The organism is Kitasatospora purpeofusca, from assembly GCF_036010405.1.
In the GTDB taxonomy this organism is placed as follows: domain Bacteria; phylum Actinomycetota; class Actinomycetes; order Streptomycetales; family Streptomycetaceae; genus Kitasatospora; species Kitasatospora purpeofusca.
The window spans coordinates 5676833-5699319 of sequence record NZ_CP108561.1 but is presented as its reverse complement, the minus strand read 5'-3'; the positions used below and the strand labels follow the sequence as shown (position 1 = coordinate 5699319).

General features: G+C 73.4%; 17 protein-coding genes and 1 tRNA gene. 3 read left to right on the top strand and 15 right to left on the bottom strand.

The genetic code is table 11. The annotated features are described in order from the left end of the window. Positions 1–50: 50 nt before the first annotated feature. The 7 genes from galE to OG715_RS25065 form a co-directional block, all read right to left on the bottom strand. A complete protein-coding gene (gene galE / locus OG715_RS25095; RefSeq protein WP_266271175.1) occupies positions 51–1013 on the bottom strand; it encodes a UDP-glucose 4-epimerase GalE in 963 nt (320 codons plus the stop codon). 116 nt (positions 1014–1129) lie between these two features. After that, positions 1130–1798, bottom strand: a complete 669-nt coding sequence (locus OG715_RS25090; RefSeq protein WP_266271174.1) for a response regulator transcription factor — start codon at positions 1796–1798, stop codon at positions 1130–1132. A gap of 170 nt (positions 1799–1968) precedes the next feature. Further along, positions 1969–2041, bottom strand: a tRNA-Thr gene (locus tag OG715_RS25085). 65 nt (positions 2042–2106) lie between these two features. Then, positions 2107–3441, bottom strand: a complete 1335-nt coding sequence (locus OG715_RS25080; protein ID WP_266271173.1) for an MFS transporter — start codon at positions 3439–3441, stop codon at positions 2107–2109. A gap of 97 nt (positions 3442–3538) precedes the next feature. Continuing rightward, positions 3539–4807 carry a type VII secretion-associated serine protease mycosin gene (gene mycP, locus OG715_RS25075; RefSeq protein ID WP_266271171.1) on the bottom strand — a complete coding sequence of 423 codons (1269 nt, stop codon included), beginning with the start codon at positions 4805–4807 and terminating at the stop codon, positions 3539–3541. Between the two features lie 96 nt (positions 4808–4903). Continuing rightward, on the bottom strand, positions 4904–6559 hold the full coding sequence (locus OG715_RS25070) for a WXG100 family type VII secretion target (RefSeq protein WP_266271169.1): 1656 nt from the start codon (positions 6557–6559) through the stop codon (positions 4904–4906). 43 nt (positions 6560–6602) lie between these two features. Further along, complete coding sequence (locus OG715_RS25065; protein ID WP_266271167.1) at positions 6603–7064, bottom strand: hypothetical protein; 462 nt, start codon at positions 7062–7064, stop codon at positions 6603–6605. A gap of 467 nt (positions 7065–7531) precedes the next feature. Between OG715_RS25065 and OG715_RS25060 the strand changes: the two genes are divergently transcribed. Then, a complete protein-coding gene (locus OG715_RS25060) occupies positions 7532–9583 on the top strand; it encodes an FUSC family protein (RefSeq protein ID WP_266271166.1) in 2052 nt (683 codons plus the stop codon). A gap of 65 nt (positions 9584–9648) precedes the next feature. Here OG715_RS25060 and OG715_RS25055 read toward each other — a convergent pair whose 3' ends face one another. The 8 genes from OG715_RS25055 to rsmI all read right to left on the bottom strand — a co-directional run bounded on the left by OG715_RS25055 (position 9649) and on the right by rsmI (position 18439). Continuing rightward, positions 9649–11490, bottom strand: a complete 1842-nt coding sequence (locus tag OG715_RS25055) for an ABC-F family ATP-binding cassette domain-containing protein (protein ID WP_266271165.1) — start codon at positions 11488–11490, stop codon at positions 9649–9651. A 149-nt stretch (positions 11491–11639) separates the two neighbouring features. After that, entirely contained in the window at positions 11640–12584 is a 945-nt protein-coding gene (locus tag OG715_RS25050) for a 4-(cytidine 5'-diphospho)-2-C-methyl-D-erythritol kinase (protein WP_266271163.1), read from the bottom strand. An 11-nt stretch (positions 12585–12595) separates the two neighbouring features. Further along, positions 12596–13465 carry a 16S rRNA (adenine(1518)-N(6)/adenine(1519)-N(6))-dimethyltransferase RsmA gene (gene rsmA, locus OG715_RS25045; RefSeq protein ID WP_266271162.1) on the bottom strand — a complete coding sequence of 290 codons (870 nt, stop codon included), beginning with the start codon at positions 13463–13465 and terminating at the stop codon, positions 12596–12598. Between the two features lie 28 nt (positions 13466–13493). Further along, complete coding sequence (locus OG715_RS25040; protein ID WP_327064160.1) at positions 13494–14093, bottom strand: Uma2 family endonuclease; 600 nt, start codon at positions 14091–14093, stop codon at positions 13494–13496. 94 nt (positions 14094–14187) lie between these two features. Beyond that, positions 14188–15066 carry a TatD family hydrolase gene (locus tag OG715_RS25035; protein WP_266271159.1) on the bottom strand — a complete coding sequence of 293 codons (879 nt, stop codon included), beginning with the start codon at positions 15064–15066 and terminating at the stop codon, positions 14188–14190. A gap of 32 nt (positions 15067–15098) precedes the next feature. Further along, complete coding sequence (gene metG, locus OG715_RS25030; RefSeq protein ID WP_266271158.1) at positions 15099–16718, bottom strand: methionine--tRNA ligase; 1620 nt, start codon at positions 16716–16718, stop codon at positions 15099–15101. A gap of 52 nt (positions 16719–16770) precedes the next feature. Next, entirely contained in the window at positions 16771–17220 is a 450-nt protein-coding gene (locus tag OG715_RS25025) for a hypothetical protein (protein WP_266271157.1), read from the bottom strand. A gap of 358 nt (positions 17221–17578) precedes the next feature. Next, positions 17579–18439 (bottom strand): 16S rRNA (cytidine(1402)-2'-O)-methyltransferase, encoded by an 861-nt coding sequence (gene rsmI / locus OG715_RS25020; protein WP_266271156.1) that lies wholly within the window; start codon positions 18437–18439, stop codon positions 17579–17581. A 106-nt stretch (positions 18440–18545) separates the two neighbouring features. Between rsmI and OG715_RS25015 the strand changes: the two genes are divergently transcribed. Together OG715_RS25015 and OG715_RS25010 are read left to right on the top strand one after the other, a co-directional pair. Further along, positions 18546–20477 carry a dolichyl-phosphate-mannose--protein mannosyltransferase gene (locus OG715_RS25015; RefSeq protein WP_266271155.1) on the top strand — a complete coding sequence of 644 codons (1932 nt, stop codon included), beginning with the start codon at positions 18546–18548 and terminating at the stop codon, positions 20475–20477. Positions 20478–20669: 192 nt separating this feature from the next. Continuing rightward, positions 20670–22442, top strand: coding sequence for a penicillin-binding transpeptidase domain-containing protein (locus OG715_RS25010; protein ID WP_266271153.1), 1773 nt, complete (start codon positions 20670–20672; stop codon positions 22440–22442). The last annotated feature ends 45 nt before the right edge of the window (positions 22443–22487 follow it).

Genomic DNA, 22487 nt, shown 5'->3' with positions numbered 1-22487 from the left:
CCCCCTCGCCGTACGGGAGGGAGCGGCGCCCGTGGCGTGTCGCCCGTGCCTCAGCCGGCGTTCTTCTCCAGGGTGAACTTCCAGGCGTCGGCGACGATGTCGTCCAGGTTCGGACGGCGCGGGGTCCAGCCGAGGGCCTGGTGGGCGCGCTCGGCGGAGGCCACCAGGACCGCCGGGTCGCCGGCGCGGCGGCCGGAGACCACCACCGGGATCTCACGACCGGTGACCCGCTTGACCGACTCGATCACCTCGTGGACCGAGAAGCCGCTGCCGTTGCCCAGGTTGCAGATCAGGTGCTCGCCCGGCTTCGCCGCGTCCAGGGCCAGCAGGTGCGCGTCGGCCAGGTCCGCGACGTGGATGTAGTCGCGGACGCAGGTGCCGTCCGGGGTCGGGTAGTCGTCGCCGTACACCGCGATGTGCTCGCGCTGCCCCAGCGCGGCCTGGAAGACCAGCGGGATCAGGTGCGACTCCGGGTCGTGGCGCTCGCCGTGGGCACCGTACGCACCGGCCACGTTGAAGTAGCGCAGCGAGACGGCGGCCAGGCCGTGGGCGACGGCCTCACTGGTGATCAGGTGGTCCACGGCCAGCTTGGTGGCGCCGTAGGTGTTGGTGGGCGCGGTGCGGGCGGTCTCGGCGATCGGCACCGACTCCGGCTCGCCGTAGGTGGCGGCGGTGGAGGAGAACACCAGCTTGCGCACACCCGCCGCGCGCATCGCGGAGACCAGCTCCAGCGAGCCGGCCACGTTGTTGCGCCAGTACTTCTCCGGGTCCACGACCGACTCGCCGACCTGCGAGGAGGCCGCGAAGTGCAGCACACCGTCGAAGGAGCCGTCCAGGACCCCGCCGGCCTCCTGGATCCGGCCCTCGACGAACTCGGCACCGGCCGGCACGCCCTCCCGGAAACCGGTCGAGAGGTCGTCCAGGACGGTGACCTGGTGCCCCGCCTCCAGCAGGTGGGCGGCGACCACACTGCCGACATAACCGGCGCCACCCGTGACCAGGTACTTACTCATGATGAGACCTCCAGCGGGCGATGGTCCGCGGTCGGCGGACCATCGGGGACGTTCGTACGACTGGGGCCCATTCTCCCTGTCCACCAGGGGTGCTCGGACCACCGAACGGCCGTCCGTCAACCGCGCGCCATCCGGTCCAGCAGACCGGTGCGCGCCGCCACCGCCGCCGCCTCCAACCGGGTCCGCGCGCCGAGCTTCATCAGCACCCGCTGGACGTGCGTCCGGGCCGTGCTCGCCGCGATCCGCATCCCCGCCGCGATCGCCGCGGTGTCCTCGCCGTCCGCGATCCGCGCCAGTACCTGCACCTCGCGCCGGGTGAGCAGCCGCAGCAGCCGGACCGCCTCGTCGTCCGGCTCCGCCGCCGGTCTCAGCAACTGGTCGAACGCGCCCCGCAGCACCTCCACCGCGACCGCCGCCTCACCGGCCCGGGCCCGCGCGATCGCCCGCTCGACCACCTCGATCCGCTCGTCGCTCGGCACGTACCCGGCCGCACCGGACGCGAACGCCGCTGCCACACCACGGAGTTCACCCACCGGACCGAGCACGATGACAGCCACCTCGGGCCGTTCCCGGCGAATCCTGCGCAAGCCGTCGAACGCCCCCGGGTCGGCCGGCGCGGACACTCCCAGCAGGCACACCTCCGGACGCCGTCCCGCCACCAGATCGGCCGCCGACGCGGCCGGCGAGCCCACCGCGAGCACCCGGTGGCCCCGCAGCTGGAGCGCGGTGGCCAGCGCCTCGGCCAACAACCGGTGGTCGTCGACCACCACGAGGCGAACACCCATGAGAGCCCTCCAGGTCGGCATCCCGCCCGCAGCCCCGCCCGGCGGGAAAGGGCGGCCGGTGACGCACCATCACAGCGCATTCCGTACCCGACTTGCCAGACCGTCTCACCGCCACCACCGGGCGGACACAACGAAAAGGACCCCCGCCTCGATGGCGGGGGTCCTGACTGAGCCCCCATGCGGAATCGAACCGCAGACCTTCTCCTTACCATGGAGACGCTCTACCGACTGAGCTATAGGGGCCTGTTCCTTGCCCGAACCCGCCTGCTTCGCTTTCGCTCCGCCTGCCCGCTCGAACAAGGAAGACATTACACGGCAGGGGGTCGGAAAGGGAAATCGGTCCCGGCGGTCCGCGCGACCGGCCCGGACACCGCCGAGAGGTCCCTCCCGCAGGTCTCCGGAAGCAGCCGCAGACACAGCAGCGCCACCACCCCGCACCCCGCCAGGTACCAGCCGACCGGCTCCGCCGTCCCGTACGTCCCGGTCAGCCTGGTCGCGATCAACGGGGTGGTCGCCCCGCCCACCACACCGCCCAGGTTGTAGGTCAGCGCCGCCCCCGTGTACCGCACCCGGGTCGGGAACAGCTCCGGCAGGAACGCCGCCAACGGCCCCAGCAGGCAGCCCAGTACCACCATCGCCCCCGCCAGCGCGAGGAACATCAGCCCGCGCCGCTCCGTCTCCAACAGCGGGAACAGCACCAGCGACCACAGCACCGCCAGCCCCGTCGCCCCCTGCAGCGTGCGCCTGCGCCCCCAGGCGTCACTGCGCCGCGCGCTCAGCCACACCGTCACCCCCTTCCCCACCGCACCGGCCAGCAGCATCGACAGCACCACCGTGCTCGGCACCCCCAGCCCCGTCGTCGCGTACGCCAGCGAGTACGTCGTGGTCAGGTAGAACAGCGCGTACCCCACGGTGATCGCGCCGCAGCCCAGCAGCACCGTCCGCCAGTGCCCCCGCAGCACCTCCACCACCGGCGCCCGCTCGGCCCCCGCCCGCACCTCGCCCCGGAACAGCGGCGTCTCCTCCAGCCGCAGCCGCACGAACAGCCCCACCGCCACCAGCCCCAGCGACGCCAGGAACGGCACCCGCCAGCCCCAGGACCTGAACGCCGCCTGGTCCAGCCAGAGTTGCAGCACCAGGAAGATCCCGTTGGCCAGCACGAACCCGGTCGTCGGCCCCAACTGCAGGTACGCCCCGTACCGCCCCCGCCGCCCGGCCGGCGCGTTCTCCGCCACCAGCAGCGCCGCGCCGCCCCACTCCCCGCCCAGCCCCAACCCCTGACACACCCGCAGCACCACCAGCGCCACCGGCGCCCACCACCCCCACGCGGCGAACCCCGGCAGCACCCCCACCACCGCCGTGGACAGCCCCATCAGCAGCAGCGACACCACCAGCGTGGCCTTCCGCCCCAACCGGTCCCCGAAGTGCCCGAACACCACCGCCCCGAGCGGCCGCGCCAGGAACGCCACCGCGTACACCGAGAACGCCGCCAACAGTGCGCCCACCGTGCCCAGTTCGGGGAAGAACACCTCCCCGAAGACGAGCGCCGCCGCCGTCCCGTAGATGAAGAAGTCGTAGAACTCGATCGCCGTACCGATCAGCGCCGCCGCAGCGGCCCGCCGCATCTGCCCCGTCGCACCCATACCCCCAACCCTGGCGACCCCGCCCCACCCCCGACAGCACCCACCCGGGTGACACCCGCGCCCCGCCCCGCACCCCACGCCCCCCGGCGCCGCCCGCTCACCGCGCGCGCGGGCCGCCCCGACGCCGCAGCAGCAGCACGACGACGCCGGCCACCAGCACCAACCCCCCGACCACCGCGGCCACCAGGACCAGGGGCGAGCCCTTGTCCTCCTTCGCCGCCACCGGCGAGGCGGAGGCGGAGGACGGTGGGGTGGGCGCGGGTGCGGGCACCGTTGCCGACGCCGATGCCGACGGGGCGGCCGAGCCGCTGGGGGCGGGCTGCCCGACCGGCTGCTCCTGGATCGGGTACACGTCCGCCGGCCCCGGATCCCCCGGCTCCGTCAGCGCCACGCGGGGGCGGACGATGCCGTATCCGATGGCGTCGTTCCGCTGGGCGCCGTCGTCGGCCTTGCCTGCCGTATTGAGCAGAACCCGCGCCACCTGGTTGGCGGTCCAGTCCGGATGCGCCGCCCAGACCAACGCGGCCGAGGCCGAGACGAGCGCCGTCGCATCCGATGTGCCGTGCCCCTTGCAATAGCCGGAGGACGCGGCGCAAGCGCTGAAGATGTCGATTCCCGGAGCGGCGAGATCCACCTGCGGACCTCGCTCCGACTCCGCCGTGACCGTGCCGTTCCGGTCGACCGCGCCCACACCGAGCACCTGGGGAATCGCACCGGGGTACTGGACCGGATTCCCGCTCTGCGCCGAGTTCCCGACGCTGGCGACGACCAGCGAGCCCTTGCTGTTCGCGTGGGTCACGGCGGTCTTGAGGGACTCCACATCGGCAGCCGTGGCCTCTCCGGCGACACTTCCCTGCGAGATACTGATGACCTTCGCCCCCTGGTCGGCCGCGAAGGTGATGGCCTGGCTGATCTGGCCGAGGAATTCCGAGGTATTGACCGTAGTCCCGGTGTTGCCGTTGTCCTTGACCTTCACCGGCAGCAGTTTGACCGAGGGCGCCAGACCGTAGGCGCCCTGACCACCCAGTCCCTTGCCGGTACCGGCGATGACAGACGCCATCTGAGTGCCGTGGCCGCTCTTGTCCTCCTCGATGCCGCCCGGAAGGCCGCTGAGGTCCTTCCCCGGGAGGAACTGTCCTGCCAGGTCGGGATGGCTCAACTGGAAGCCGCTGTCGATGACCGCAACGACAACGCCCTGCCCCTTGCTGGTCCTCCACATGTCGGACGCCTTCATGGTGTCCAGGTGCCACTGCTGCTCGCGGATCGAATCCGCCGCGACCGCCGGGCCCGCCAACGGCCCGGCCACGATCCCGGCCGCCACCATCGCTGCGGCGAGTCCCCGCGCCCGTACGTTCGTCCGCCGCATCGCTGCTCCCTCGTCACTTTCCCCATCGAGCCAGGACCGCCCCGCGCAGGACTGCCCGGCCACCGGGAGTCCCAGCGGCCGGGCAGTCGTTCCGGACTACTCAATCACGCCCGGGTTGCTCTTCGGAGTACCGCTGGTCCAGGTCTCCTCGTCCTCGTGCAGGTAGTCGGCCCGGTTGCGGCGGTCGCGCTCGCGCCGCTCGCCCGCGCCGCCCGCCATACCCGGGGCCATCATGCCGTTCTGGCCCGGCCGCGCCGCGCCCTCGGCGGACGCCGCACCGGCAGCGGCGGCCCGGTTGCGCAGGCCGCTGCCGCCCGGGGTGAACTCCCCTGCGGCCACCGGCCCCTTCGCCCCGCCGACCACGCCGCCGCCGGTCGAGCTGTAGCCCCGACCGCGCGCACCGCCGACCGTGCCACCACCGTGGCCGCCACCCTGGTGCATCCCGCCACCCGGACCGCCGAAGCCACCGCCGGCGGACCCGCCGGACCGGCCCTGGGCCTCACGCGCCCCGAAGACCGTGCCGCCGTTGCTCACACCCGGACCGCCGCTCTTCGTCGGCAGGTTGCCCCCGACAGTGCCGGTCCGGCTCGGGGGCACAGGGCCCCCGCCGCTCTTCAGCGGGCCCGTCCCACCGGTGAACGGAGTGGTCCCGCCGAACGGGATCGGCCCTCCACCGGGGAACCCACCGGGCCCGCCACCGGGCGTGCCCGGGTGCCCGGGACCACCTCCCTGCGGGTACACCGGCGCGGGACCGCCTCCGGGACCCACCGGCCCGGTCTGGCCGGGCAGCGTCGGTACCGTCGGCAGGCTGTCGAGCCCGGTGCCGAGACGGTCCCCGGGGTGCGTCGGTCCCGTCGGCACCGGTCCCGGCGTGTTCGGGTCGCCCGGCAGGGGAGCCGGAGTGCCGTGCCGCGGCGGCATCGGCGTCGGTGTGACGTTCACCGGCGGCGTCGGCCCGGGCGTCACCAGCACCGGCGGACGCGGCGTCACGGTACCGCCGCCGTTCCTGTCACCGCCGGAGGGCGGGCTGTAGCCGCTGCTTCCGGTGTAACCACCGCGCGGAGTACGGCCCGTGCCACCGGAGCCGGCACGCCCGCCGCCACCACCGACCGAAACCTCTTCCGTCCCGCTGTGCGACTCGCCGCCCGACTGACCCGGCAGGTCGGGCATCTTGAGCGAGTTCAGCTTGGTCGTCGCCGCCTCGTACGCCTGCCCCAGCTTCTCCATCTGGTGGATGGCTTCCTGGTGCGCGGTGTCCACCCGCTTCTGCGCCGCCGTGGCCTCCATGTAGGAGACCCAGGTCGGGTCCTCCTTCTTCATGATCGCGTCGGTGGACACGGACGGGTTGCCGAAGCCGGCGATGCTCAAGGGCGAAGGCTTGAGGCACGGCTGCTCTGCGTGCCGCTTCACCGTGTCGATGTCCTTGCTCGGAATCTCCGGCACGCCGGTCTTCGCGGTGCTCAGGGCCTCCCCGGCCTGCACCATGGCGTCGCCCGCGCCCTTCGAGTACTCGCTGATCATGGCCGCCGACTTGTGCAGGTCACCGGCCCACGACTTGAAGTTCTCGGCGGCCGGCCCCTCCCACTGGATCTGGGTCACATGGGCGGCCAGTGCCTTGCTGAGCTCGTCCAGCACGCGCCCGGCGGCCTTGAGCTGGTTGCCGCGACCGGTCACCTTGGACGGATCGCTGCCGGCCACCATCAGCTTGAGCTGGGGATGCCCCAGCCCTTCGAAGTTCGTTCCACCTGCCATCAGTTGCTCCCCGTTCCAACAAAGCGAACACGCACGCCGATCATCAGTACTTGCCGGTCGCCGTCGGCCCGCCCGGCCCGCCGTCCGCGCCCTTCGCGGCCGCGTTGACCGCCGCCGTCTGGTGCTCCTCGTTGTTGCCGTAACTGCCCGCCGTCTGCGCGACCGCCTTGCTCATCCTGTCGATCTGCTCCGCGAACGACTTCGAGAGCTGCGCGATCGCCGCGTGCGTCTTCTCGTACGCGGCGATCAGGTCCGCGGACTCGTGGAAGCCGCTACCGAGGTTCCCGGCGAGCAGCTTCTGTTCCTTGATCTTGTGCTGCGCCGCCTCGGAGCCCTCCAGCGAGGCCAGCAGCGCGTCGACCTTCTTCTTGAAGTTGGTCAGCGTGTCGAGCTCGATCTTGACGTCCTTGGAGCCGAACGCCGCCACCAGCGCGTTGGCGCTGACGTCGACCTGGACCTGGCCGACCACGCGACCGATCCAACTGTTGCTCAGCGTCCACGGCATCACTTCACCGTCGGGGCCATCGGCCCAGCCCGCGCCTCCCGGTCCAGCCTCGCCTGGCACAGCAATCCACCTCTCCCCCGTGCGCGGCGCGACCCCCGCAGGTCGCCGCACCGCGACACACACCGTCAACTACTCGGCCCTACAGGCCGCACAGATCGATCCGGCCCATCGGGTCCATCGGGCCGATCCGTCCGCCAGTCGGGACGGACGGCGCCTCAATCATCGTAGCCACCGCCCCCGACGGACCGGCAGGGCCCGTGCCCCGCTTGCAAGCGATCGGTACGAACTTGACACGTGCACCCGCACAGGGCCCGCCGGAGGGTCCGGCGGGCGCCGTTAGACTGGCCCGGTCCGGTCACGCCGGACGAGACCTCACACTGCCGCGCAGCGTCGCACAGCAGCGCCCCGGGCCGCCGCCCAGCCCCGCACCCGCCGGGCCCGGCCCCGCCGCGGATCGGACGCCCCGCATGCCCCCCAGCACCCCGGTCGCCCCCAGCACCCCCGGCGCCTCCGGCACCCCCGCCACGCCCCCCACCCCCTGGTGGGCCCGGGCCGCCCGCCCGGCCCGGCCGCCGCTGCCGTGGGCGCCGATGGCCCGGGCCGCGCTCGCCATGGCACTGGCGCTGGCGGCGGGGCTGCTGGCGCACCGGGTGGACCTCGGGGTGTTCGCCGGGCTGGGTGCGATGCACGCGACGATGAACGACCGGGTCGAGCCGGTCCGGCTGCGGGCCCGCCGGATCGCCACCGCCGTACCGGCCTCGGCGCTCGGCCTGCTGATCGGCAGCGCGCTCCAGCACGCCCAGGTCGGCCCGCTCGCCCTGGGCGCCGGGCTGACGCTGACGGCGTTCGTCTCCGGCGCGCTGAGTGCGACGGGCCCGCGCGGTTCGGCGGCGGGGCTGCTGCTGCTCGTCTCCGCCACGCTCGGGAGCGGGATGCCGCTGCCGCACCCGTGGTGGGCCGCGGCGGCGGTGCTTCCGGCGGGCGCGGTGCTGGTGCTGCTGCTCGGTGTGCCCCTGCGCGGCCGCCGCCGGGCTCCCGGTGCCGACCCGGGGGTGCGCGCGCTCGCCGCCGTGTACGACGCGCTCGGCCGGATGCTCGCGGATCTGGGGACTCCGCAGGGGTCGGCGTCCCGCCAGGTGCTGACCGCCCGGCTGAACCAGCTCCAGGACGTGCTCCCGCCCCTGCCCCGCCCCCTGCGGAACCCGCCCGCACCGGACACCGCGCCCCACACCGCGCCGGACACCGCGCCCCACACCGCGCCGGATACCGCACCCGACACCGCGCCGGGCACCGCCGCCCACCGCGTCCACACGATGTACCGGGCCGCACTCGCCGCCACCGAGGCGGCCACCGGCCTGCTGTGGGCCTGGCGGCCGGTGCCGCCCGAGGTGGCCGCCGTACCGGGCCTGCTGGCCCGCGCGGTGGAGCACGGCGGCGGCGAGGTCCCGGTACCTGACTGGTCGCCGGACACGCCCTCCCGGCAGGCCCTGGACGCGGCGCTGCGCGCGGCCGCGGCGACGGTCGCGGGCCGGGAGGCCGTGCTGACCACGGCTCCCGCGCCCCCGCCGGACCCGTGGCGGCTGCGGGTGCGGCTGGTCTCGCCCGGGGCGGCCCGGTACGGGGCGCGGCTGGCGCTGTGCATCGCGGTGGGGGCGGCGCTGATGGCCGTGCTGCCGCTGAGCCGGAGCTACTGGGTGCCGATGACGATCGCCTTCGTCCTGAAGCCGGACCTCGGCTCGGTGTTCCTGCGTTCGGTGAGCCGTGCGGTGGGGACGGTGCTGGGGGTGGCGGTGACGGCGGCGGTGCTGTCGCTGGCTCCCGGTCCGTGGGCGCTGGTCGCGATCGCCGCGCTCTGCGTGGCCCTGCTGCCGTACGCGACGGCGGCGCACTACGGGCTGAACACCGTGGTGATGACGCCGATGGCGCTGGTCCTGCTGCAACTGGGCGGGCAGGACGGCGCGGCCGAGTTCCGGCCCCGGGTGCTGGACACCGTGCTGGCCAGCGCGATCGTGCTGCTGTTCGGCCATCTGCTCTGGCCGGAACGGCCGAGGCACCGGATCGAGCCGCGGCTGGTGTCCGCGGCGGCCGCGCTGAAGGCCTATCTGGCCTCGGTGGTGCGGCAGGACGGGCCGGAGCCCCGGTCCGAGGTGTGGCTGCGGCGGACGGCCTACCGGGCGCTCGCCGACGCCCGCGCGGAGGTGGAGCAGGGGCTGGCCGAGCCGCCGCCGACGGGCCGGCACGCGGCCGAGTGGCTGCCCGCGACGGCCGCGCTGGAGCGGCTGAGCGGCGCGGTGGCGGCGTTCGCGGCGCAGCGCCGGTACGGCGGGCGGGTGCCGGAGCGGGCGGAGGTGGAGCGGGTCGGCCGGGCGCTGGACGAGCTGACGGCCGCGGCGCGCGCGCACCGTCCACCGACCGGGGCGGCGGCGCGGCCGACCCGGCCGCACGACCCGTCGCGCAGCGCGCTGGGCCGGGCGGCGGACGAACTGGACACCCTGCTCGCCGGCCACCCGCCCCGCTGAACCGACCCCGACCGACCCCGACCCAGCACCGGTCGGGGCCCGAACCTCCGGGACGCCGGCCCCGGTCAGACCTGCTCGGCCAGCTCCAGCCAGGTCATCTCCAGCTCCTCCTTCTCCTCCCGGACCGCCCGCAGCTGGCTGTCCAGCTCGGCGACCTTGGAGAAGTCGGCGGCGTGCTCGGCGAGCTGGGCATGCAGCTTGGACTCCTTCTGGTCCAGCTTGGCGATCTGGCGCTCCAGCTTCTGCAGCTCCTTCTTCGCCGCCCGCAGGTCGCCGCCCGACAGCGCGGACGCCGAGTCCTCCGCGCCGCCCGCAGCGGCACCGGTCGCGCCGGAGGCCACCGCGGCAGCGGCCGAAGCGGCGGCGGCAGCGGCCATCGCGGCCCGACGCTGCAGGTACTCGTCGACGCCGTTCGGCAGCATCCGCATCCGCCGGTCACCGAGCAGCGCGTAGGTCACGTCGGTGGTCCGCTCGATGAAGAAGCGGTCGTGGCTGATGACGATCATCGAACCGGGCCAGCCGTCGAGGAGGTCCTCCAGCTGGTTCAGCGTCTCGATGTCGAGGTCGTTGGTGGGCTCGTCGAGGAACAGCACATTGGGCTCGTCCATCAGCAGCCGGAGCAGCTGGAGCCGGCGCCGCTCACCGCCGGACAGGTCGCCGACCGGCGTCCACTGCTTGTCCTTGCCGAAGCCGAACTGCTCGCACAGCTGGCCGGCGCTCATCTCCCGGCCCTTGCCCAGGTCGACCCGGGAGCGGACCTGCTCGACGGCCTGCAGCACCCGGGTGGTCGGCTCCAGTTCGGCGACCTCCTGGGAGAGGTACGCCAGCCGCACCGTCTTGCCGACCTTGACCACGCCGGAGTCGGGCTGGATGTCGCCCTCCGAGGTGTAGGCGTCGCGCAGCGCCCGCAGCAGCGAGGTCTTGCCGGCGCCGTTGACGCCGAGCAGGCCGATCCGGTCGCCGGGGCCGAGCTGCCAGGTGACGTCCTCCAGCAGCAGCTTCGGGCCGGCCTTCACCGTGATGCCCTCGACCTCGAAGACGGTCCTTCCCAGGCGCGCGTTGGCGAACTTCATCAGCTCGCTCTTGTCGCGCGGCTCGGGGACGTCGGCGATGAGCGCGTTGGCGGCCTCGATCCGGTAGCGCGGCTTGGAGGTACGGGCCGGGGCGCCGCGGCGCAGCCAGGCGAGCTCCTTGCGGGCCAGGTTCTGGCGCTTCTGCTCCTCGGTGGCCTCGATCCGGGAGCGCTCGGCGCGCGAGAAGACGTAGTCGGAGTAGCCGCCCTCGTACTCGTGCACCGAGCCGTGCTGGACGTCCCACATCCGGGTGCAGACCTGGTCGAGGAACCAGCGGTCGTGGGTGACGCAGACGAGCGCGGAGCGGCGGTTCTGGAGGTGCTGGGCGAGCCAGGCGATGCCCTCGACGTCGAGGTGGTTGGTGGGCTCGTCGAGCACGATGAGGTCGGGCGAGCCGAGCAGCAGCTTGGCGAGGGCGATCCGGCGGCGCTCACCGCCGGAGAGCGGGCCGATGACCGTGTCCAGGCCGTCGGGGAAGCCGGGCAGGTCGAGGCCGCCGAAGAGGCCCTCGATGATGTCGCGGATGCGGGAGTCGCCGAGCCACTCGTGGTCGGCGCGGCCGGCGATGACCTCGTGCCGGATGGTCGCGTCCGGGTCCAGCGAGTCGTGCTGGGTGAGGACGGCCATCTCCACCCCGCCGACGTGGGTGATCCGCCCGCCGTCCGGCTCCTCCAGCTTGGCGAGCATCCGGATCAGGGTGGTCTTGCCGTCCCCGTTGCGTCCGACGACGCCGATCCGGTCCCCCTCGCTGACGCCGAGGCTGACCCCGTCCAGAAGGGCCCGGGTGCCGTACACCTTCGTGACGGACTCGATGGTGGCGAGATTGACGGCCACGTGTGCAGCGCTCCTGGGTTCGACGGTCCGGGCTCGGGCGGAGGTCCGGATCCTCCCCAGCCTAATGGGCCCGCCCCGGCTCCCCTCCCGCCAGAGCCGGCGGCCGCCGCTGCCCTGCGGCCCGTCCCGCTGCCCGGCCTCTCCCCCGACTACTCCCCCGCCGACACCGACGTCACCGCCGCGCCCGGCACCGGCCCGTACGTGGCGTGCGCGGCGCGGCAGCTGCCGGAGGCCCGCAGCGCGGCCGCGACGGCCTCGGCGGCGTCGGCGTCCTTGGCCAGGAAGGCGCAGGTCGGCCCGGAGCCGGAGACCAGGGCGCCGATCGCTCCGGCCTCGGTGCCCGCCCGCAGGGTGGCGGCGAGGGCGGGGCGCAGCGACAGGGCGGCCGGCTGGAGGTCGTTGGTCAGCGCGGCGGCCAGGGCGACGGCGTCGCCGTCGGCGAGGGCCGCGAGCAGCGCGGGGTCGGCGTCGGGGGTGGCCACCTCGGTGTCGGCGGAGCCGGTGCCGGCCTCCTCGCGCAGGCGGTCGCACTCGCGGAAGACGGCGGGTGTCGAGAGGCCGCCGTCGGCGACGGCGAAGACCCAGTGGTAGCTGCCGGCGACGGGCAGCGGCTCCAGGATCTCGCCCCGGCCGCGGCCCAGGGCGACGCCGCCGACCAGGGCGAACGGCACGTCCGAGCCGAGTTCGGCGGCGAGCTCCAGCAGCACCTCGACGGGGGTGCCGAGCTCCCACAGGGCGTCGCAGGCGACCAGCGCGGCCGCGCCGTCCGCGCTGCCGCCGGCCATGCCGCCGGCCACCGGGATGGCCTTGGCGATGTGCAGGTGGATGTCGGTCGCGGCGAGGCCGTGGTGGGCGGCGAGCAGCCGGGCGGCGCGGGCGGCGAGGTTGCTGTCGTCCAGCGGCACGGCGTCGGCGTCCGGTCCGGCGCAGCTGAGGGTGACGCCCTTGCCGGGTTCGCCGGCCGTCGCGGTCACCTCGTCGCCGAGGGCGACCGCGAAGAAGACGTTGGCCAGGTCGTGGAAGCCGTCGGCGCGCAGTCCGCCGACCCCGAGCTGGACGTTGACCTTGGCGGGCACGCGTACCGTGACGGTCACTGGGAAACCCTCTACTCCGGCTTGTGTTCGGCGATGGCGGCGAACTGCTCGACGGTGAGCATCTCGCCGCGCAGCTTGTGGTCGATCCCGGCGGCGGCGAGCGCCTGCTCGGCCCCGGCGGCGGAGCCGGCCCAGCCGGCCAGCGCGGCCCGCAGGGTCTTGCGGCGCTGGGCGAACGCGGCGTCGACGACCGCGAACACCTGCTCGCGGCTCGCGGTGGTGCTCGGCGGGTCGTGGCGGACCAGCGAGACCAGCCCGGAGTCGACGTTGGGGGCGGGCCAGAAGACGTTGCGGCCGATCGCACCGGCCCGCTTCACCTCGGCGTACCAGTTGGCCTTGACCGAGGGGACGCCGTAGACCTTGTTGCCCGGCTTGGCGGCGAGCCGGTCGGCGACCTCGCTCTGCACCATGACCAGGGTCCGCTCGATGCTGGGGAAGGTCGCGAGCATGTGCAGCAGCACCGGCACGGCCACGTTGTACGGCAGGTTGGCGACGAGCGCGGTCGGCGTCGGCCCGGGCAGCTCGGTGACCAGCATCGCGTCGCTGAACACCAGGTCGAAGGAGTCGGCCCGGCCCGGCATCCGGGCGGCCACGGTGTCCGGCAGGTGGCGGGCCAGCACCGGGTCGATCTCGACCGCGGTGACGTGCCGGGCGACCTCCAGCAGCGCGAGGGTCAGCGACCCGAGCCCGGGCCCGACCTCGACCACCGTGTCCTCGCCGGTCACCTCCGCCGCCCGGACGATCCGCCGCACGGTATTGCCGTCGATGACGAAGTTCTGCCCGCGCTGCTTGGTCGGCCGAACGCCGAACGCTTCCGCCAGGGCCCGGATGTCCGCGGCGCCGAGCAGGTGTTTGTCAGAGGTGGGTTCGGTGGTGCTCACCCGCCAAGGATACGGGCGCCCCGCCGCCTCACAGCTCGACGACCGCCGCGAGGTCGATCTCCACGGGGTACGGCACCGAGGTCCGCAGCACGCCCTCGTGCTGAGCGACGAGAAGGTAGACGCCCTTCTCCTCGTCCCGGTGGAACTCGTGGACGATCGGCAGGTCGTCGATGCCGCGCTCGACCCGCCAGTAGTACGGGATGCCCTTGTCCGCGTACTGCCCGGGCTTGCGGAAGCGGTCGTTGGCCCGGGTTCCGTGCGAGACGACCTCGACCGTCAGCACCACGTTCCGGGGCGGGAGGCACTCCAGCTCGAAGACGTCGATGCCGGTCTTGTCGAACACGACCACGTCCGGCTTGGTCGTGTTGGCCTCGTCGAGCAGCACACAGCGCTCGACGTTGGCCGCGTAGGGCGCGACCCGTGCGCCGCGAAGAGCTGAGTACAGCTCGTCCCGCACCTGGTCGTGCCACTGATTCGTCTGCCCCCGGACCACGATGACTCCGTCCACAAGATCCCAGTCGAACGGCAGATCAAGGTGCTTGGCCTGCTCGTACGTCCGCAGTTGGGACAGCGGGTGCGACGATTCGTGATGATCCTCAACGGGTCCGTCGATCGGCATGGCGGTCATGGCCACCTCCCTCACTGCACTCATGCTAGCCAGCCCAGGAAGCCGCCAGGAGTGCCGAACCGTTTCTCCTGAACCAGATATTCGTTCGAACGGATCAGTACCCGAACGCCCGCGCCGTGTTCGCCGCGATGGCCGTCGACAGCTCGTCCTCGTGCAGGCCCAGGGTGTCCGCCATCGACCGCACCGTGACCGGGATCAGGTACGGCGCGTTGGGGCGGCCGCGGTAGGGGTGCGGGGTGAGGAAGGGGGCGTCGGTCTCGACCAGGACCCGGTCCAGCGGGGTGGCCGCCAGGGCGTCCCGCAGCGGCTGGTTGGCCTTGAAGGTGACCGGACCGGCGAAGGAGAGGTACCAGCCGTGCTCGGCGCAGACCTTGGCCATCTCCGCGTCGCCGGAGTAGCAGTGGAAGACGGTCCGCTCGGGCGCGCCCTCCTCCAGCAGGACGGCGATGACGTCCTCGTGGGCGTCCCGGTCGTGGATCACCAGGGCCTTGCCGTGCCGCTTGGCCATCGCGATGTGGCGGCGGAACGACTCCTTCTGGATCTCCACGCCCTCCGGACCGGTCCGGAAGTAGTCGAGGCCGGTCTCGCCGACCGCGCGGACGTGCGGCAGTGCCGCGAGCGCGTCGATCTCGGCCAGCGCCGCGTCGAGCGCGGCCTGCCCGCCCGGCTCGCGCCGCTGCCCGGACCACCCGTCGGGGTCGCCGAGGAAGATCCGCGGCGCCTCGTTGGGGTGCAGGGCGACGGCGGCGTGCACCTGCTCGAACCGGGCCGCCAGTTCGGCGGCCCAGCGCGAGCCCGGCACGTCGCAGCCGACCTGGACGACGGTGGCCACCCCGACCGAGGCGGCCTTGGCGAGGCCCTCCTCGGGGGTGCCGGACTGCATGTCCAGATGGGTGTGCGAGTCCGCCACCGCCACCGCCAGCGGGGCCGGCAGCGGCGGCGGGGTGGACCGCTCGTCGTCCTTCTTCGGCATCGGTCGTCCTCCTCCGGCCCCGGGGACAAGCCCTAGGCGGCCGGCTTCTCCTCAAGACGCGGGAACAGGATCTCGCCCTTGGTGACGGTGGAGCCGACCGGCAGCAGGCCCCACTGCGCCGCCTGGGCGACGGTCTGGCCGGCGAGCTCGCCCAGGCCCTCGGCCGCGCCGAGCGAGAGCCAGAGCTTCTCGGCGGTGGCCGGCATCACGGGGTTGAGCAGCACCGCGGTGGCCCGCAGCGACTCGGCCGCCGTGTAGAGGATGGTGGCCAGCCGGTCCCGGCCCTCGGCCGAGTCGTCCTTGGCGACCTTCCAGGGCTCCTGCTCGGTGAGGTAGCCGTTGACCTGCTTGACGAACTCGAAGATCGCCGCGAGGCCGCCGGCGAAGTCCAGCTCCTCGCCGATCTTCCGGTCGGCGGTCGCGACCGCCGCCGCGAGGCCCTCGGTGACGGCCTGCTCGGCGGCGCCCGGCGCCGCGGCGGCCGGCAGCACGCCGTCGAAGTACTTGCCGACCATGGCCGCGACCCGGGAGGCGAGGTTGCCGAAGTCGTTCGCCAGCTCGGAGGTGTACCGGGCGCTGAAGTCCTCCCAGGAGAACGAGCCGTCGGTGCCGAACGGGATCGCCCGCAGGAAGTAGTAGCGGTAGGCGTCGACGCCGAAGTGCGAGGTCAGATCGGTGGGCGAGATGCCGGTCAGGTTGGACTTGGACATCTTCTCGCCGCCGACCATCAGCCAGCCGTTGGCGACGACCCGCTTCGGCAGCGGCAGTCCCGCAGCCATCAGCATCGCGGGCCAGATCACCGCGTGGAAGCGCAGGATGTCCTTGCCGACCAGGTGCACGGAGGCCGGCCACAGCTCGGCGAACCGCTCCGGGTCGGCGCCGTAGCCGGCGGCGGTGATGTAGTTCTGCAGCGCGTCCACCCACACGTACAGGACGTGCTTGTCGTCCCAGGGCAGCGGGACGCCCCAGTCGAAGGTGGAGCGGGAGATGGAGAGGTCCTGGAGGCCCTGCTCGACGAAGCGGAGCACCTCGTTGCGGGCCGTCTCGGGGGCGATGAAGCCGGGGTTCCCGGCGTAGAACTCCAGCAGCTTCGGGCCGTACGCGGAGAGGCGGAAGAAGTAGTTCTCCTCCTCCAGCCACTCGACCGGCTTCTTGTGGATCGGGCAGAGCTTCTCGTCCTCGGTGGCGCCGTCGAGCAGTTCGGCGGGGAGCTTGTACTCCTCGCAGCCGACGCAGTACGGGCCGGAGTAGCCGCCCTTGTAGATCTCGCCCTTGTCGAACAGGTCCTGGACGAACTCCTGCACCCGGGCGGTGTGCCGCTCCTGGGTGGTGCGGATGAAGTCGTCGTTGGCGATCTCCAGGTGCTGCCAGAGCGGCTTCCACGCCTCCTCGACCAGCTTGTCGCACCACTCCTGCGGGGTGACGCCGTTGGCCTCCGCGGTGCGCAGGATCTTCTGACCGTGCTCGTCCGTGCCGGTCAGGTACCACACCCGCTCGCCGCGCTGGCGGTGCCAGCGGGTCAGTACGTCGCCCGCCACGGTGGTGTACGCGTGGCCCAGGTGGGGGCGATCGTTGACGTAGTAGATCGGGGTGGTGACGTAGTACGCGGGAGTGGTGCCCCCGTTGGTGCTGTGGTCTGCAGTGGCCGCCATGGTCGGCAAGCTTAGTCGGGCCCGGGTCCGGGCCCGACCGCCGCTACCACCGTCAGCCCCGCATCCGCGCCCAGAACCGCGCCCAGCGCCCGCCCGAGGGGGCGGTCCGCGCCGGCCGCGCCGCGTCGGCCGGGACGGCCGGCTCCGCGTGCGAGGAGTACCCGGGGGCGTGCTGCCACGGCTGGTCCTGCCCGGCCACCCGGCCCTCGCGCATGATCCGGACGGTGTGGCCGCCGCAGCCCGGGCAGGCCGGCTTGAGCAGCGGCGACGGCACCCGGACTCCGTTGGCGTGGTACTCGAACACGACGCGCCCGTCCCGGGCCACGTGGTGCTCGATGTCGTACGCCTGCTCCCAGCCGTACCCGCAGCTCAGGCACACGAAGGAGTAGGCCTCCCGGACGGTCTCGACGGGGGTGTGCGCCGGGCCGCTCGGGCCGGCGCTGCTCGGGCCGGGGTCGCTCAGGGCGTTGCCACCGCGGGGGCTACCGATCGTCTCGCTCATAGCCGTCTCCCAGCGCCCGCCGGGCGCTCGCCCGGCTGGGTCTTTCCATCCCAGCAAATGCCCGGAACGTCCCGGGCGATGCCCGCCTTGTGAAGAATTGGAGGGGGGTTGGGAAGCCCTATACGAAAGGGTGGGTCCTGTCCGAAAACCTCGACCGAAGCTTCAGCTCGACGGGCGTTTACCCGGGGCCTTCTCTCCAAGGTACGCGCCCTCAGGCCCGGCGGCACCTCGCCCACGAACCGTGCGTACTCGCAGCTCAGGCGCGTGCCGGGGCGCTTTCCGACCGTTCTCCGGCGGTTCTTCGACCGTTCCCGACCGGATTCACCGCCGCCGCCCCGGCCGCCTCCCGGCCGACCGCTCAGCCGGCCCCGCCCGCGGCGGCGTTCTTGGCCGCCACCACCGCGTCGAACACCTCGCGCTTGGGCAGCGAGAGTTCGGCCGCGATCGCCGCGATCGCCTCCTTGCGCCGCTCCCCGGCCTCCTCCCGCACGGCCACCAGCCGGGCCAGCTCGGCCGGGCCCAGCTCCTTCGGCGCGGCCGGCGGCGCGCCCGCCACGACCACCGTGATCTCGCCCCTGACCCCCTCGGCCGCCCACGCGGCCAGCTCCCCGAGCGGCCCGCGCTTGACCTCCTCGTAGGTCTTGGTCAGCTCCCGGCACACGGCGGCGGGCCGCTCGGGCCCGAACGCCTCCGCCATCGCGGCGAGCGCCTCCGCGATCCGGTGCGGGGCCTCGAAGAAGACCATGGTGCGCGGCTCGGCGGCGACCGAGGCCAGCTGCCGGGCCCGGTCGCCGGTCTTGCGCGGCAGGAAGCCCTCGAAGGTGAACCGGTCGACCGGCAGACCGGACAGCGCCAGCGCGGTGAGCACCGCGGACGGCCCCGGCACCGCGGTCACCTTGAGGTCGGCGGCCACGGCGGCGGCCACCAGCCGGTAGCCGGGGTCGGAGACGGACGGCATGCCGGCGTCGGTGACCAGCAGGACGCGGGCCCCGCCGAGCAGCGCCTCGACGAGCTCGGGGGTGCGCCCGACCTCGTTGCCCTCGAAGTAGGAGACCACCCGCCCGGCCGGGGTCACCCCGAGTGCCTGGGTGAGCCGGCGCAGCCGCCGGGTGTCCTCGGCCGCGATGACGTCCGCCGAGGCCAGCTCGGTGAGCAGCCTGGGCGGGGCGTCCGCGACGTCGCCGATGGGGGTTCCTGCCAGTACGAGTACACCTGTCACGGACCCCATCCTTCCAGCAACCGGCCGCCGGGTGCTTTTGGTGATGTTTCGGGCAGCTTCGGAGGGAGCGGTCCCAGCGTCATGACGCACCCCTACCATGTGGCGGATGAACGGCGACACGGCGGCGCAGACGCCCACTGGTACAGACCTCACCGCGCGGGGTGGCGTCGGCGGGCCGGTCCTGGCGGACCAGCCGTCGCCCGCCCTGCCGGGCCCGCGCGACCCGGCCGGCGAGGCCGCCGACGGCGGTCCCGACGCTCCGGACGGCCCCGGCGGGCCGGACGAACCCGGCGGCCCCGCCCCGGACTCCCCGGACGGCTCCATACCCGCCCCGCCCCCGCCGCGCCCCGCCTGGCTGCGCGGCCTGGCCCGGTTCGGCTACGCCCCGGCCCCCGCCGCGACCACGGCCGAGCGCCTGGTCCCGCCGATGCCGGACGGCCCGGGCGTCACCCCGAAGCGGGTGCCGCCGTCCCCGCTGCTGCTCCGGCTCGGCCTCGCCCTGCCGGCGCCGCTGTGGTCCTGGCTCTGCCGCTGGGCCGGCTGGCTCGGCCCGCTCGCGGTGACGCTGTTCGCCGGCGTGCTGCGGTTCACCGACCTCGGCTCGCCGAACGCGATCGTCTTCGACGAGACGTACTACGCCAAGGACGCCTACGCGCTCTGGCACGGCGGCTACGAGATCAGCTGGCCGGACGGCGCCAACGAGCAGATCATGGCCGGCGGCCCGGTCCCCTACCGGTCGAACCCCTCGTACGTGGTGCACCCGCCGGTCGGCAAGTGGATCATCGGCGCCGGTGAGCAGCTGTTCGGGATGAACCCCTTCGGCTGGCGGTTCGCGGTGGCGCTGCTCGGCACCCTGTCGGTGCTGATGCTGGCGAGGATCGCCCGCCGGCTGTTCCGCTCGACCCTGCTGGGCTGCGTGGCGGGCCTGCTGCTCGCCGTGGACGGCCTGCACTTCGTGATGAGCCGGTCCGCGCTGCTGGACCTGGTGGTGATGTTCTGGATCGTCGCCGCCTTCGGCTTCCTGCTGCTGGACCGCGACCGCACCCGGGCCCGGATCGCGGCCCGGCTGACCGCCCTCGGCGACGGCGGCCCGGACGCGGGGATCGCCCACCGGCTCAACCTGGGCTGGCGCCCGTACCGCATCGCGGCCGGCGTCTGCGTCGGTCTGACCTGCGCGACCAAGTGGAGCGGCCTGTACGTGGCGGCCGCCTTCGGCCTGCTGACGGTGCTGTGGGACGCGGGCTCGCGCCGGCTGGCCGGGGCCGACCACCCCTACCGGTGGACCCTGGTCCGGGACGCGGTGCCGGCCTTCGTCTCGCTCGTGGTGGTCCCGGTGGCCGTCTACATCGGCTCCTGGTGGGGCTGGTTCGCCAGCAGCACGGTGCCGAACCAGGGCGGCTACGGCCGGGACTGGGCGGTCGGCCGTTCCACCGACTTCCCGTGGATCCCGGAGGGCCTGCGCGCGCTCTGGCACTACCACTCGACGGTCTACGACTTCCACACCCACCTGAGTGACCCGCACACCTACCAGTCGAACCCCTGGAGCTGGCTGGTGCTGGGCCGGCCGGTGTCGTTCTTCTACGAGTCGCCGAAGCAGGGCACGGCCGGCTGCACGGTGAGCGAGTGCGCCCGCGAGGTGCTCGGCATCGGCACCCCGCTGCTCTGGTGGACCGGTGCGATCGCCCTGGTCTACTGCCTGTGGCGGTGGGCGGCCCGGCGCGACTGGCGGGCCGGCGCGGTGCTGTGCGGTCTGGCCGCAGGCTACCTGCCCTGGTTCGCCTACCAGCAGCGGACGATCTTCCTGTTCTACGCGGTCTGCTTCGTGCCCTTCCTGGTGCTCGCGGTGACCATGCTGCTCGGCGCGCTGGTCGGACCCGCCGGGGCCTCCCGGGACCGCCGGGTCATCGGCGGGGCGGCGGCCGGCCTGGTGGTCCTGCTGATCATGTGGAACTTCCTCTTCTTCCACCCCCTGTACACCGGCGAGACGATCCCGATGGAGGACTGGCGCAAGCGGATGTGGTTCAACACCTGGATCTGACGGCGGGGGCGCGCCGGGGGCGGTGCCGGGCGGCGGAGCGTACCGGAGTGGTGCGGGACACGTACCAGATCCGTCACAAGACCCCGTCCTTTCGCCGGGGCACGGAGTCCGGCTGCCTAGGCTGGACCCCGAACGCGCATCCGGCCACGTCCGGCTGCGGCCCGACCGCCTGACCCTTGGGGGAACATCACCATGCGCAATGGCGCGAAGACCGGCCTCATCACCGGCGTGGCCGTCGCCGTGCTCGCCGCGGGCGGCTACGGGGCGTACAGCCTCGTCGGCGGCTCCGACGACAAGGACACCCCCGCCGCCAAGAAGGCGCGCACGGTGGTCGCCGAACCCCCGAGCGCCGAGCAGGCGACGGCCGGCACCAAGGACTTCCTGGACGCCTGGGCGGCCGGCGACCTCGCCAAGGCGGCCTCGCTGACCGACGACCCGGCGGCCGCGACCACCGCGCTGACCGCGTTCCGGGACCAGGTGAAGCCGAGCGGGCTCACCCTGGCCCCGGCCGGCCCGGCCACCCCGGCGGCCTTCGCCGCGGCCACCGGCTCCCCGAGCGCCGCCGCCAAGCCCCCGGCCGGTGCCTCGGCCACTCCGGCCCCCGGCGCCACCGACTCGCCGTCGGCCGCCGCCCCGAGCACCCCGGCCGCCCCGACCGGGGTGCTGATGGGCTTCAAGGCCCGCGCCGAGTTCGAGGGCACCAACCGGGTCTGGGACTACAGCGGCTTCCTGAACGTCGTGAAGATGAGCGACAACACCCCGGCCGTGCACTGGGCGCCCTCGGTGATCCACCCGCACCTGGCCCCGGGCGAGACGATCGGCGTGCAGCCGCTGCCCCCGATCGCCGGCAACGTGGTGGACCGCAACAACAAGCCGCTGACCGGCGCCTCGATCACCCCGCTGCTCCCGACCCTGCAGGCCAAGGTGGCCAAGCTGCTCGCGGACCAGAACAAGGACCAGAGCGACAACGGCACCGGCGTGGTGATCACCAACGCGGCCGACCAGAACAGCGTGCCCGACCGGCTGTTCACCATCGTCGACCCGAAGCCCCCGAAGCCGTTCAAGCTCACCATCGACAACACCCTGCAGGCCGCCGCCGAGAAGGCGATGACCGACCTGGGCGGCAAGAAGGGCTCGATCGTCGCCATCGAGCCGAGCACCGGCCAGGTGCTGGCCTTCGCCAACGCCCCGGTCACCGGTCTGAACCGGGCCTTCCAGGGCCAGCTCGCCCCGGGTTCGACGCTGAAGATCCTCACCTCCACCGCCCTGCTGGAGGCCGGGGTCAACCCGGACACCCCGGTGGCCTGCCCGACCCTGAGCAGCAACCCGAAGAAGATCCCGAACTCGTTCCCCGACGCGTACCCGAACAACACGCTGCAGCAGGACTTCATGATCTCCTGCAACACCGCCTTCATCGACCAGGGCCTGACCAGCCTCAAGCCGGGCGCGCTGACCACCACCGCCAAGGACGTGTACGGCATCGGCCTGAACTGGCAGACCGGTCTGCCCAGCTTCGACGCGGTGGTGCCGGACGCCGGCACCAACAAGGACGAGCAGGCCATGCAGTCGATCGGCCAGGGCAAGGTCCAGATGAACCCGCTGGCCATCGCCTCGATCACGGCCACCGTGCAGAGCGGCTCCTTCAAGCAGCCGATCCTGGTCGCCGACCTGCCGCAGCAGAAGGCCCCCCGGGACCTCGGCCCCGACGTCGCCGGCAAGCTGCGCCAGATGATGGCCGCCACCGCCACCGGCGGCACCGCCAAGGACGTGATGGCCGGGATCTCCGACAACGCGGGCGCCAAGACCGGCTCGGCCGAGGCCACCGGCATCGCCACCACCAACAGCTGGTTCACCGCCTACCGGGGCAACCTCGCGGTCGCCTCCGAGGTCGAGGGCGGCGGCCACGGTGTGGAGGCGGCCGGTCCCGCCGTCGCCTCGATCATCAAGGCGGCCGGCAACCGCTGACCCCCGACCGGCGGACCGCGGCCCGGGGCCGACGGACGCCGGTCC